The organism is Neobacillus sp. PS3-34 (assembly GCF_030915465.1).
GTDB lineage: Bacteria > Bacillota > Bacilli > Bacillales > Cytobacillaceae > Neobacillus_A.
The window spans coordinates 3154254-3166868 of record NZ_CP133267.1 but is presented as its reverse complement, the minus strand read 5'-3'; the positions used below and the strand labels follow the sequence as shown (position 1 = coordinate 3166868).

General features: G+C 41.0%; 11 protein-coding genes, 3 pseudogenes and 1 riboswitch. All 14 genes and pseudogenes read right to left on the bottom strand.

Annotated elements, in window-relative coordinates; genetic code table 11:
- Positions 1-86: 86 nt before the first annotated feature.
- Positions 87-749: a thiamine phosphate synthase gene (thiE, locus tag RCG23_RS16325; protein WP_308176577.1), complete on the bottom strand. Its 663-nt coding sequence runs from the start codon at positions 747-749 to the stop codon at positions 87-89.
- Positions 750-754: 5 nt separating this feature from the next.
- Entirely contained in the window at positions 755-1561 is an 807-nt protein-coding gene (gene thiD / locus RCG23_RS16320) for a bifunctional hydroxymethylpyrimidine kinase/phosphomethylpyrimidine kinase (protein WP_308176576.1), read from the bottom strand.
- A 13-nt stretch (positions 1562-1574) separates the two neighbouring features.
- Positions 1575-2381 (bottom strand): annotated as a pseudogene (gene thiM, locus RCG23_RS16315) (hydroxyethylthiazole kinase).
- Between the two features lie 343 nt (positions 2382-2724).
- A riboswitch (TPP riboswitch) is annotated at positions 2725-2834 on the bottom strand.
- A 59-nt stretch (positions 2835-2893) separates the two neighbouring features.
- Positions 2894-3091 carry a hypothetical protein gene (locus RCG23_RS16310; protein WP_308176575.1) on the bottom strand — a complete coding sequence of 66 codons (198 nt, stop codon included), beginning with the start codon at positions 3089-3091 and terminating at the stop codon, positions 2894-2896.
- A 15-nt stretch (positions 3092-3106) separates the two neighbouring features.
- Positions 3107-4342 (bottom strand): tetratricopeptide repeat protein, encoded by a 1236-nt coding sequence (locus tag RCG23_RS16305; RefSeq protein WP_308176574.1) that lies wholly within the window; start codon positions 4340-4342, stop codon positions 3107-3109.
- A gap of 122 nt (positions 4343-4464) precedes the next feature.
- Positions 4465-5670, bottom strand: a complete 1206-nt coding sequence (locus RCG23_RS16300; RefSeq protein WP_308176573.1) for a S8 family serine peptidase — start codon at positions 5668-5670, stop codon at positions 4465-4467.
- A gap of 313 nt (positions 5671-5983) precedes the next feature.
- On the bottom strand, positions 5984-6430 hold the full coding sequence (locus tag RCG23_RS16295; RefSeq protein WP_308176572.1) for a S8 family serine peptidase: 447 nt from the start codon (positions 6428-6430) through the stop codon (positions 5984-5986).
- Positions 6339-6880, bottom strand: a pseudogene (locus RCG23_RS16290) (S8 family serine peptidase). The gene RCG23_RS16295 and the pseudogene RCG23_RS16290 overlap by 92 nt, the downstream one beginning before the upstream one ends.
- A gap of 566 nt (positions 6881-7446) precedes the next feature.
- Positions 7447-8339 (bottom strand): annotated as a pseudogene (pstA, locus tag RCG23_RS16285) (phosphate ABC transporter permease PstA).
- A 2-nt stretch (positions 8340-8341) separates the two neighbouring features.
- On the bottom strand, positions 8342-8908 hold the full coding sequence (locus RCG23_RS16280) for a PstC family ABC transporter permease (protein WP_308176571.1): 567 nt from the start codon (positions 8906-8908) through the stop codon (positions 8342-8344).
- Positions 8830-9276, bottom strand: a complete 447-nt coding sequence (locus RCG23_RS16275; protein ID WP_308176570.1) for a hypothetical protein — start codon at positions 9274-9276, stop codon at positions 8830-8832. Before RCG23_RS16275 ends, RCG23_RS16280 begins: the two co-directional genes overlap by 79 nt.
- Positions 9277-9348: 72 nt before the next feature.
- A complete protein-coding gene (locus RCG23_RS16270) occupies positions 9349-10215 on the bottom strand; it encodes a phosphate ABC transporter substrate-binding protein (protein WP_308176569.1) in 867 nt (288 codons plus the stop codon).
- 20 nt (positions 10216-10235) lie between these two features.
- Positions 10236-11693 carry a stalk domain-containing protein gene (locus RCG23_RS16265; RefSeq protein WP_308176568.1) on the bottom strand — a complete coding sequence of 486 codons (1458 nt, stop codon included), beginning with the start codon at positions 11691-11693 and terminating at the stop codon, positions 10236-10238.
- 330 nt (positions 11694-12023) lie between these two features.
- Positions 12024-12527, bottom strand: a complete 504-nt coding sequence (locus tag RCG23_RS16260) for a CBO0543 family protein (RefSeq protein ID WP_308176567.1) — start codon at positions 12525-12527, stop codon at positions 12024-12026.
- Positions 12528-12615: the final 88 nt, after the last annotated feature.

The window sequence follows — 12615 nt, the reverse complement described above, 5'->3', positions numbered from 1 at the left end:
CAATATATCCCTTGGATATTTTTACATAAATTTCCCCTCACAAAAAAGAAAAAGCAGGATTCTCCATGAACCCTGCCCCTTAAAATTTATTTCTTTTTCAAATTAACCGCTGCTGCTAATTGTCTTGCTGCTTCAAATGGAGATTCAGCCTGGCTGATGGCAGTGATAACCGAAGCACCATCCGCGCCTGCTTCCATCACCACTGACGCATTCTCCGCAGTAATACCGCCGATGCCCACAATTGGCACGGTTATTCCTTCACTTCTTAACAACTCAATCAATGCCGTGCCTGCGGCTTCCTTTGCATCTTCCTTTGTTGATGTAGTGAAAATGGGACCGATCCCAAAATAATCTGCCCCTTCGGCTATGGCACGGTTTGCTTCTTCAAGTGTATGAACCGATACTCCCAGTAGTTTATCACCGATTTTCTCCCGCACACTTGCTGCCGATTCATCCTCCTGGCCAATGTGAACTCCGTCAGCGTCCAAATCGAGTGCAAGCTGGATATCATCGTTTATAATAAATGGGACATCATAATTCCTACACAAGGCCTGTATGCTTTTTGCCAGCTCAATCTTTTTTTCTCCCAAAAGTGCTCCTGTACCTTTTTCCCGGAATTGAAATAAACTGACTCCGCCTTCAAGCGCTTCCCTGACTACCGATAGTGGATCACCCAGACAGTTATTGCTTCCCATAATAAAATAAACCTTTAACCAATTTCGAATTTGATCATCCGTCACTTTTCCCAATTTTCTCACCTGCTTCCTTCCATCCGGAAGGCCCAGTGATTTGTCGGCCCATGCCCATTTCCAAGTCCCAGGTCATAGCGGATGGCCGCTTCAATGAAACGCTTTGCTGTCTGGACTGCTTCTTTCACCGATTTTCCTTTTGCCAATTCTGCCGTAATTGCAGCTGCAAACGTACATCCCGTCCCGTGGGTATTTTTCGTTTGCATTCGTTTTCCGGTAAAAAAAGAAAATTCCTTCCCGTCAAATAGCAGATCCACCGCATCCTTTTCATCGTCATGCCCGCCTTTGATGACGACATTCCTTGCACCCAATTCGATAATTCTCTCGGCAGCATGCTTGCGTTCTTCCATGCTTTGAATCGAAATGCCTGTCATCACCTCCGCTTCAGGGATGTTTGGCGTAACTACCATTGCCAAAGGAATTAAGTAGTTCTTAAGGGCGCTGACTGCTTCAGTTTGCAAAAGGGAAGCACCGCCCTTGGCAATCATAACCGGATCAACGACAAGATTATTCCATCCATACTCTTCTATTTTTTCAGCAACAGCTTGAATAATCTCACTGCTGAAAAGCATTCCGGTTTTTACCGCGTCCGTTCCAAGATCCGAACCAATCGAATCAATTTGCTGTTTGACTGCTTCAACGGTTAACGGATAAACTCCCTGAACTCCTAACGTATTTTGGGCAGTAACAGCGGTAAGAGCGGACATACCGAAAACTCCAAGCTCCTGAAACGTTTTTAAATCAGCTTGGATTCCCGCTCCACCGCCGCTGTCAGAGCCTGCGATTGTTAAAGCTTTTGATACCTTTCTCATACTGCCGCCCCCTTTATACGCACTCGATGCTAGCGAACTGGATAACATCCTCATTCTTTATTTTAGAAAGCTCATTTAAAAATTGGATTTGAAAACTGCCAGGCCTCTTTCTCCTGCTTTTTTGGCTGCGATTTCTGCCGCCACTCCATAACTGGCAAGCGCAGCTGAAGCAGCCAGCTTCAAGTCCTTTTCCACGGCTGTAAAAGCACCGATTACAGAAGTCAGCAGGCAGCCTGTTCCAGTCACCTTTGTTAAAATAGGATGGCCATTTCTTATGATAATAGTAGCGTTTCCGTCAGAAACGATATCTCTCCTTCCCCGTAATAACGACTGTTGTATCGAACTGGTGGGCTGCTTTCACTGCCAGAGCCATAACATCCCCGTTTCCTTCTCCTGCGTCAACGCCTTTAATCGTCCATGCTTCACCTGCCACATTCGCAATTTCAGCGGCATTCCCTCTAATAATCGAGACATTGACCTCAGTCATGATTTTACGAGATGTTTCTGTCCTGAATGAAGTAGCACCCGCGCCAACCGGATCAAAGATAACAGGTACTCCGTGCTCGTTCGCCGATTTTCCTGCTATTATCATGGCATCTATACCTTCCTGGGTAAGTGTGCCAATATTCAGCACAAGCGCCCCTGCAATTTTTGCCATGTCCGCAACTTCTTCCCTTGCATAGGCCATTACAGGTGAAGCCCCCAGAGCCAGCAGCCCATTTGCCGTAAAATTGGTTACAACCACATTTGTTATATTATGTACTAAAGGATTTACCTCTCTTACACGATCGAGTAATTCCGCCATTTTCATATTATTCATTATTAAATCTTCCCTTCTATTGATATTCTTCCTTTTTAAGAACAAAAGGCGCAAGCGCCCTGGTTAGCCCCGACAGGCATAAGACGAATCACGCAGTCATCCTCGGAAAAGCTATCGCTTTTCCTTCGTGCGATGTGTATGCTTTCGAAGTGTTCCTTGTCCTGATTTCTGGAGTGATTTGGCTTATGACCCCGAGGGGCTGGGTGCTGAAGCTAGATTAATACAACTTGTAGAAGTTATTCACATCTTTTAATTTTATAATTTCCTTGACGATGAAAAAAGACACCTTGCACAGGGCAAAGTGTCTTGAATAGACAGATAAAAATATTTTCAAAACAACGAAAATATCAGCATCGCTTCTCCCTGCGCTGGCATTACCCAACAGGTTCATACGGTCTGCGGCAGGTTAGCCACACTCTCAGCCTGCATCCGCAGGCTCCCGATAAATATTGAATTCGATAAAAGTGTACTCCTGTCATAATAGAAAAGCAAGAGTAAAACATTCTTTAAACTCATAAAAACAATCCCCCTGGAATAAATTCCTGAGGGATTGTTGGGAAATTTTTTATTAAACCGGAGGCTGGATTGGGTTGGCCATCCGGCGTATCTGTGGATGTGTCAGCTACCTGTTTTGCAGGGACTGCATCCCCCCCGAATGAAAAAACTCCTAATGCAAAAACAGACATGGTAATAAGCAGCATTTTCTTCATGTTATCTTCCTCCTTTTAACTGATTTTATTTAAATATTTAACTGCTTTTTGATACACTCCAAGCTGTTTATAATGCTCTGAAAGCAGTTTATAAAAACGCATAATATCTTCCTTGTTCCCGTTGCTATCTTCCAGGAAGGGAATTACTTTATCCTCTAGGAAGGAAATTGATTTTTCAGGAGCTTCAAGATAAACAAGATGAAATTCAGCAAGTAAGAAGTATTTCTTCACTCCGAACTCTTTTGACAAGGAGGAAAGCTTGCAAAAACACTCCTTGGCTGTTTCAAAATTATTATTTGCAAAGTGGATTTCTCCAATTGAATACAAGGTAACTAGATAATGAAATGTAATCCCTGTTTGGAGTGACAGACTCTTATCATAGAATTCCAACGCTTCGGCTTCATTCCGCTTTTTTTGATGCAAAAAGCCAATATTATGGTAAACGAGCGGAAGCAGTTCTGTTTCCTGCATGAATTCTGCATTTCTTTTCAGATGTTCAAAGCAAGCCATCGCTTCTTCATAAATCTCTGAATGGGTATAATTGATCCCTAGCAGCATCAGAGTGTGCAGAATCCTCTTGAAATTATGCTGGTCCATATAGGATTGAAGCGCCATTTTTCCAAAATGAACAGCATACCCAGCCTGGTCCAGGGCACTTTTTATCAGCGCACGATGATATAGCACTTCACCAGAACTAAATTCATGGTTTGGATTCAGATCAAGCTTATCCATCGCCTCATCCGCTCTTTTGTAATCGCCCTTCATAATTAACCATATCGCATTATAGTAATCGAATAAATACCTTTCATGTTGGGAAAAATTTTTCTTCTGTTTGTTTAATAAGTTCTTTTTCTCTCCTGCCTCGTCTAATTTTCCGGTGAAAAGCAGGTATCTGTATTTGTATAGCTCGTATGTATAAATATATGCGGAGAAAGGAATGATCCCGTCCATCTCTTTTAATTGGATGAATATTTCTTCCGCTTCCCTTTGAAGATAATATTGAATCTTTTCCAAAAGGGCTTTTAGAAGTATCCGAATATGTGCCTCTTTTTCCGAAATCTCCTTCATGTCTATTTGAAGGCGGTCCAATAGCAATTGGATTGTTTCCTCATTGGCTTCCTTGCTGTTATTCTCAATTTTGCTTAAATGGGGCACGGAGCAAATTCCTTCGGCAAGCTGCTTTTGTGTCATGTCCTTTTGAGTTCTGTAATACTTGATCAATGGACCAAATTCCATAGACTCACCAACCATTTTTCTATTACTCTATCACCATTTTGGTAATTTAAAACATTCTAAAAGTCCTATTTTTCGATTTTTCTAAAAAGTTTTACAGAAGCCATCCAGCCCACGGCCAGATGGCTTCGCAAGACTGTTTACTTTACGCGCGCGAAACCAAAACCAGAGGCATTATCATCACCTGCTGCCGCACTGATGCCGCCTTTGATATCATACTGCTTTGCACGGTTTTGCAATTCCGTACGCAACTGTGAATTGTTCCAGGAAGGGTTGGCAGCCCAAATTTTTGCAGCAAGGCCTGAAACATGCGGAGTAGCCATGGATGTTCCACTGATGGTATTGTAGGTGCCGTCATTCCAGGTGGATTCAATAGCCCTTCCTGGTGCAGATACCTCAACATCCCGCTCCTGAATCACATAGTCGCCGTCTGTCGCAGAGTTTCCACGGGAAGAAAAGTCGGCAACACGATAAGTACCATTTTCCTGAACATTTTCAAGGGCCGCTACCGCTACCGCATTAACGAGAGCGCCTGGATATCCAATTGTATTGTCTGCAGATCCATCATTTCCGGCTGCCGCAACTACGAGGACACCTTTTCCGTATGCATAATCAACCGCATCAGAGATCAATGAAGATTTTGTACTTGATCCAAGTGACATCGAGATCACCACATGCACTCCCAGCGCTGTTGCCTGGTCTGCGACTGTCTGGATAGCGCTTGCGATATCATCAGAATAACCTGATCCACGGTCATTCAGCACTTTATAGGACCAAAGTTTAGCTTCGGGAGCCACTCCGTAAATACCAAGCCCATCCGTACCGCCATTAGCAAGAACTGTTCCGGATACATGGGTTCCATGTCCATTACCATCTGAACAGCTTCCCTCTACTAATGGACTTTTCATTTGTGAGAAGTCTTTGCATTGTTCAAGGCTTCCAGTCAAATCCCGGTGTGTTTTTAGGACACCCGTATCCAAGACAGCCACTTTCACACCGGTTCCTCCTGAAGTTTTTGCAATAGCTGGATCATTATAAATCGCCTGAATTCCCCATGGAGTCTGGTCGCTCGGGAGCGCTGCTACCGTTCCACCTCCCTGAGCTTTTTCTTTTATTACTTGACCGGCGTTTACCTCAGGTACCTTTTCAATTGATAAGTTTTTATTATTTAATAATGCCTGGTATTGGCTTGCATTAACTGTTGTGGTAAAGCCTTTGCTGCCAAAATCCCAACGCACTCCATAATCAGTTTTTGCTTTTGCCTGGGCAGCTCCTGAACCTTGAATATAAACCCTGTAAGACTCTTGTTTGTCAGTTTGCTGCCCAAATGCTCCTGTGGCAAACATTGAAATCCCCATTGCCAAGCTTAAAAGTGCGGACCCAACTGCTTTTCTTTTTTCATCAACCGTTCTCCTCTCACATTTTAAAATTGGTATTTTCTACTTCTTTTTTATTTTATTTTAAATATTCAGACTAAATCAACGGGATAACTCGCTATCAATATTGGGAAAATTTAAATGGTGCTGGTCAGTGGAATTTAAATTGATAGACATTAAATCAAGTATGCTTACATAGTGGATTTCCTTTTTATCAAGACTCTACAAATCTAGTAAACAACAAAGCCGTCCAACAAAGAGGACGGCCTTGAGCTTTAGAATATTATTTTACACGCGCAAATCCGAAGCCTGATGCATAATCATCACCTGTAGCTGCTCCTGAGCCGCCTTTAATATCATATAACTTTGCACGGCGCTGCAGCTCAGAACGAAGCTGTGCATTTGTCCAGGACTTGTTGGAAGACCAGATCTTTGCAGCAAGGCCTGATACATGCGGCGTGGCCATGGATGTGCCGCTCATCGTTGTATAACCTCCATTATTTGCTGTTGAATAAATATTAGCACCAGGAGCAGATAGCTCAATATCACGTTCCTGGATGACATAGTCTGCGTCAGTAGCCGGATTGCCGCGTGATGAGAAGTCTGCGACACGGTATGTTCCATTTGACTGCACATTTTCAAGTGCAGCAACTGCAATAGCATTTGTTAGCGCACCAGGATATCCGATCGTATTGCTGCCAGGCGCAGTTTCCTGCAGCCGCCACCACAAGTGCTCCTTTACTATAGGCATAATCGACGGCACTGGCGATCAATGAATCCTTTGTACTTGAACCAAGTGACATTGAAATGACAACTTTTACCCCAAGCCTTGTACCTTCATCTGCCGCATGGCGGATGCCGGCAGAGATATCATCAGAGTATCCTGAACCACTGTCAGTCAGTACTTTATCCGCCACAATTCTGCCTGCGGGGCAACCCCGTAAATTCCCAATCCATCGTAGCCGCCATCCGCAAGAACAGTACCGGATACATGGGTACCATGGCCGTGCCCATCGTTACAGCTGCCGTTAACCATGGAGGAGCTTGTTTGTGTAAAATCCTTACATTGTTCCACATTATCAACAAGATCGATATGATCCTTATATACGCCTGTATCCAGGACAGCAACCTTGATTCCATCGCCACCAGAAGTACTCTTAATCGTACTGTCGTTATACATCGCATCAATTCCCCATGGAGTCTGGTCAGTCGGCGTTGTGGCTGTGGCAGTCGCTCCAGCTTGTGCTGATGCCTTTTCTCTTGAATCAAGGCTAACCTTTTCAACCTTTTCAACTGTTATATTTTTATTTTTTAATAGTGCTTGATATTGATTTGAATTAACTGTCGTTGTAAAGCCGTCACTGCCAAAATCCCAGCGGGACCCATAAGCCGCCTTAGCCTTCGCCTGATCCGAACTTGCCCCATGAATGTAAACCCGAAAAGAATCCTGGCTGGACGGCTGCTGGCCGAAAGCCCCTGTTGCGAAAACTGAAATTCCCATTGCTAAGCTTAATACTGCAGACCCTAGTACTTTTCTTTTCTTCATTCTGTTTCTCCTCTCGAATCTGAAAATTTGGCACAGCGCTTTCGCTGTGGCTAAAGTATATTTCAAATTTTCAGAAAGAGGCAAAGGAAATCTCGAGTTTTGAGGTTGGGAAAATTTTAGAAGAATATCATTCTATTAAAAATCAGGTTAATAGAAAAAGGAATTCCGAAGTATAAGGAATTCCTTTTTTAAAATGATGGTTATTTCCGGCTTGTCACAAAGCTCTTTATCCAGATTGGCAGCCTAATGCTAATACTGATCAGTAGTATTATTAAAATTAAGACGGCAGCAGATTTATCAGCAACTTGTTTTGCATCTGCAACCAATGCCTCTGATTGGACATACCATAGATGGACGGGCAGTGCTCCCCCTTCGGAAAGCAGGTTGAAATCCCACATATCTCCTGATGTGCCAGTACCGCCTGCCAAAAGGATGACTGCTGATTCGCCGAATGCACGGCAGGCTGTCAGGCTGATTCCTGTCAATATGCCGTTAAGGGCAGCAGGAAGGACAATTTTTAAAATTCCCTGTGCCTTCGTTGCCCCAAGCGCGAATGATGCTTCCCGCAGCTCTCTTGGAACGTTTTGGATCGCTTCCTCCGTTACCCTTGTCAAAATAGGAAGGTTGAGGATTGCTAGCGTAATTGCTGCACCTAGAATGGTTAAACCCACATCAAGATTATCGACAAAAATAACATAGCCGAACAAGCCGATTACGATTGATGGAACAGAAGCAAGCCCTTCGACACAAGTCCTGACAAGCTCAGTAAAACGATTGTTTGGTGCGTACTCGGACAGGTAAATTCCAGCACCCAATCCTATCGGAATGGATATAAGCAGGGAAATGAACAATATATAAAAGGAATTGAATAAAAAGGCCCAATGCCACCGCCGGCATCTACTTCCTCTGGAAGTGCCATAAGAAAATGCCATGAGATATGCTTAAAACCCTTTCCAAGGATTTTATATAAAAGCCAACTAATCAACACTAGAATGAGAAATGTTATACACCAGAAAATGGCCGTCCAGAGCTTATCCATATAAATTGCGGCAGTTTTCTTTTTTGAACGTTCTAAGAAGGTTGTCTCTCTCATGATTACACTCCTTTAGGCCGAAGCTTGCGGATGATAAATATTAAAAATAGCGATATGAACAGAAGCAGGAATGCCATCATATAAAGTGCATAGTTCCAGGTCGAATCGGACTGGACATTAAGTATCTCCAAAACGATATCACTTGTCAGTACTGAAGTGGGAGAATAAAGACTTCTTGGCAGGATTACGGTATTTCCTATTACCATGACAACTGCCATGGTTTCTCCAATGGCTCTTGCCATTCCAAGTATGATAGCTGTAAATATCCCTGGCCTTGCAATTGGAAGGATTACCTGAAAGATCATTTGCAGCCTTGTACTTCCAAGAGAGTAACTGGCATTGCGATATTCATTTGAAACAGCTGAGATAGCATCATCACTTATTCGGGCAATTGTAGGCAAAACCATAATCGTTAATACCAATGCCGCAGCCAATAACCCTTCACCGATGCTGTCGCCCGTAACCCGTCGGATGAGCGGTACCAGAATGGTCAGGCCAAATAGCCATAAACGATAGAAGGAATTCCGACGAGTAAGTCCAAGGTCGGCCTGATTGCATTTTTCAGCCATGGTGGTGCTATCTCAGCTGTAAAAATGGCAATAATAAGTGAAATTGGAACTGCGAATATCAGTGTAAGTCCCGTAAGTGCAAACGTACCTATTATCAATACTCCCGCACCAAATTTATTTTCTTCGGGTGACCAGTTCAAAGAGAAGAAAAATTCTTTAAAGGAGACATCCTTAAATACGAGAAACCCCGTTTTACCAATAAAAATTAATATAGACAATAAGATTAATCCAAGGAACACTGCACTGACCAGTGTATAAAACGTAAATAAACTGTTTTGCAGGTAACGTACTTTGAATTTTTTTCGCCAATTTATGATTGGCGTTGCGTCCTTAGGTTGAATTGTCGATTTTGCCGTGATTTTTTCCATGATGATACCCCCGATTTAAACACATGAAAGACCAGGCTTAATCGATGATTAAGTCTGGCCGTTCCATTTGGTTTACTTTTTCATGTCACCAAGCGGAATGAATTTTAATTTTGCAGCTGTTTTCTTTTGGAAAGTTGCGCTTTGCAGGTAAGAGATAAACGCTTTGTCTGCAGCTGAAGGGTTTTGCTTAGTTAATACGTAGCCATATTCCCAGACTGGATACTTGCCGTTCTTAACGTTTGCAGTAGTAGCAGCAACACCGTTATATTCAACTGCTTTGATATTGCCTTTTACATATGGAAGGTCTACATAACCAATTGCATATTCGTTTTCCGCAACTTTTGTTACCATTTCGCCACTTTTGCCAGCTTTTACAACATTAGAACCTTTGTCGTTTATATCTTCGCCATTTAAAGCTTTTTTAATGAAGTTTACACGAGTTCCTGAACCTATAGAACGCGTTACAACTACGATTTCGTGGTCAGCTCCGCCAACTTGTTTCCAGTTTGTGATTTTACCTGAGTAAATTTCCTGTAATTGGCTTGTTGTCAAGTTTTCCACCTTATTACTTTTGTTAACAATAATAGCAAAAGTAGTAACAGCGATTTTATGAGCTACTAAGCCTTTGAAGGCTTTGAAACCTGGTACATCTGTTGTCGCATCCCAGTCACATGCACCAATTGTAGCAGAACCCTTTAATACTGATTGTGGACCTGCGATGGAAGAAGAACCAGAAACAGAAATTCTCACTTTGCGGTTTTTCTTTTTGAAATCGCTCGCTGCCTGTTGTGTCAATGGAAGAAGTGCTGTTGAACCTGCGATTACAACTTTACCTGAAACCGTTGCAGCCGAAGCATTTGAACCTGCTGAAAATGTGAATCCTAAAAGCATTGCAAAAGAAAGGACGAGTAGAGTAATTTTATTTAATGTTTTTTTCATGATTTTCTCTCCTTATTAAATTAATTTTTAGTTAAACGATCTGAATTGCCATTTTTAAAGATTTCGATGTGATCACCATTGTCATTTGATACTGTAAGTGCAAATTTTGTTTCATCAGGAGAAACGCTAAAAGTGCTGATAGTATCTTTAAAAGTTGCCTTTTTCACAAGGCTGGTACCGTTTAACTGGTAAATGCCAGAACTTCCATCCTGCTCTTCAACAAGGATGAAAATGTTTCCTTGTGCAGAAACCTGGACTGAATTGATTTCTTTGTCGTCAACCAGTGTGGAAGCTGTTTTTCCGTCTGAACTGATTTTGTAAAGGACCGGTAGCTTGTTTTCGTCTTCAGTATTATCGCCAAGGTAGATGACGCTTCCATCAGCAAGGATTGAAGCAAAGTTTTTATTTTCAGTTGAAGCAGTAATTGCGACAGGTGCAAGAGTACTTGCAGTAAGATCTGCTAAGAACAGCTGCGGATCTGTATTGGTTGTATCAATATCGGAAACATCCGTTTTGGCATCGTCCGTATATTTGGTAACAGCAGTATTACCCAATGTATAAACTAGTTTTTTACCATCCTGGGAAACTCTTAAATCAGATTTATAGTCTTTCTTGTCATCAAGAATTTTAGTGATTGTTCCATCGATGATCGATACGGACGAAATGATTGCACTAGTATCTCCCTGAAGGAAGAATACTTTTGAACCATCTGCAGACCAAATAAAGTTTGCTTTGTAGGCATCATTATCACTATTTAGCTGTCTTGTAGTTCCATTAACTAAATCGGCAAGCATCAACATATCATTTTCATCTGTATAAACGGCTTGTTTTCCATCTGGCGATACAGACATTTCAGTGGTATTAAATTGCTTGAATGACTTCTTTTGGACGTCCATTAAATATGTAGATCCATCTTCCCCAACTTCATTCATGAACATTACACGTGAGCCATCAATCCATTTGGCATCAGAAGCAGAACCTTTTACCAATTTATTAGTGGAGATATACCATGACTGGGAACTTGCATTGTAAATATAGTCGCCGTCTAATCCCAAAACAACTGGATCCAAATGGATATACATTTGATTTTTATAAGAAGTTACAGGTGCATATAATGAAACCTTTTTATTTCCATTTAACATAAATGAATCATTTTGTTTAAAGGAAATCGTTTTGCCATTTCCAGATAATTTGTATGACGTTGATTTTTTATCATAGAAATATTTCACTTTAAATGCTGCTGCGATTTCTTTTACGGAATAAAGCGTTTTGCCTTTATAAACGATAGAAGATAATTTTCCATTAACGCCGTTCAGATTGATATTTTTTTGTCCAGCAACGATCTTCGCATTAGCTGTAGTTTTAATTTTGGCAGCAGTAGTAATTTTGGCAGCACTAGCTGTGTTAATTGGAAGAATAGTAGGTACAGCATTAACAATCAAACCCGCAATAATTAAACTCGATACTGTCTTTTTCATAACTTTCCTCCTAGGCAAATTTTATTAAATATTAATAGTACTAACATATTTTTCGGAAAAATATTTCTTTACATCCATAATGTTTCAATTTACTAGTGCAATATGATTATATAATTGGTATGTAAATCCAGTGTGGTTATTTTGTAAATCACACATGGTAAATTTGTAAATTAATTGTATAATTATCAGACTTATTTGAATAAAAAATAAAAAACAGTGGATTCATGAATCTTCCACTGTTTTTTCACTTTTATATGACTTTGTTTTTTAACTCTCCAACGGCAAACAATTCGCACCTGGCAGGCTGTCTTCTGTCAGAACACATTTTTATTAGCGAATCGGCACATGGAAAACCCATATGAAAAACATTATGATTATTGCTGAAAATCCATAAGTCATGATTGGCCTGCTATGATGTAGGCGCACCATTGTATACATTAAAAAATAAAAGAATGGCTCCATCCAAAATTTATATCCATTTAATAGCAGCAGCCTGCCCATTTTTAAGAATACCAATTCTACTGCGAGTGAAAGGATGATCCATTTTAAAATATAAATAAGCTTTTTTTTAAAACTTTCCTGGTTTGGATAATTTGAAATATATAAAAGCACTGTACAAGGAAGAATCCATATAGAATAAACAATGTCTGTAATAATATGATTCAGTAGAAAATCCGGATGATATTTCCATAAATAATGCTTTTTGCATATAATATCGTAAAGCAAATTGCAGTATGAAATATAAAATAAGGTTGGGTGGAAAACACGCCAATTTCGCCAATCGGCTTTAAAAAAAACAGCAATCCCTACTATTACTGCAAGCAATAAATGCATTAACCATACCTCTATTCCAGAAACAATCCCTGTGAAATTAACAAAAGCCTCTGCATCCTTACATGCGGATAGCAAAAACCATACTGTT

Coding starts and splice junctions, on each gene's coding strand:
- thiD (WP_308176576.1), bottom strand. CDS start 1,561: ATGAGAAAGGTATCAAAAGCTTTAACAATCGCAGGCTCTGACAGCGGC.
- RCG23_RS16310 (WP_308176575.1), bottom strand. CDS start 3,091: ATGAAGAAAATGCTGCTTATTACCATGTCTGTTTTTGCATTAGGAGTT.
- RCG23_RS16305 (WP_308176574.1), bottom strand. CDS start 4,342: ATGGTTGGTGAGTCTATGGAATTTGGTCCATTGATCAAGTATTACAGA.
- RCG23_RS16300 (WP_308176573.1), bottom strand. CDS start 5,670: ATGTTTGCCACAGGAGCATTTGGGCAGCAAACTGACAAACAAGAGTCT.
- RCG23_RS16280 (WP_308176571.1), bottom strand. CDS start 8,908: ATGGCTGAAAAATGCAATCAGGCCGACCTTGGACTTACTCGTCGGAAT.
- RCG23_RS16275 (WP_308176570.1), bottom strand. CDS start 9,276: ATGGAAAAAATCACGGCAAAATCGACAATTCAACCTAAGGACGCAACG.
- RCG23_RS16270 (WP_308176569.1), bottom strand. CDS start 10,215: ATGAAAAAAACATTAAATAAAATTACTCTACTCGTCCTTTCTTTTGCA.
- RCG23_RS16265 (WP_308176568.1), bottom strand. CDS start 11,693: ATGAAAAAGACAGTATCGAGTTTAATTATTGCGGGTTTGATTGTTAAT.
- RCG23_RS16260 (WP_308176567.1), bottom strand. CDS start 12,527: ATGCATTTATTGCTTGCAGTAATAGTAGGGATTGCTGTTTTTTTTAAA.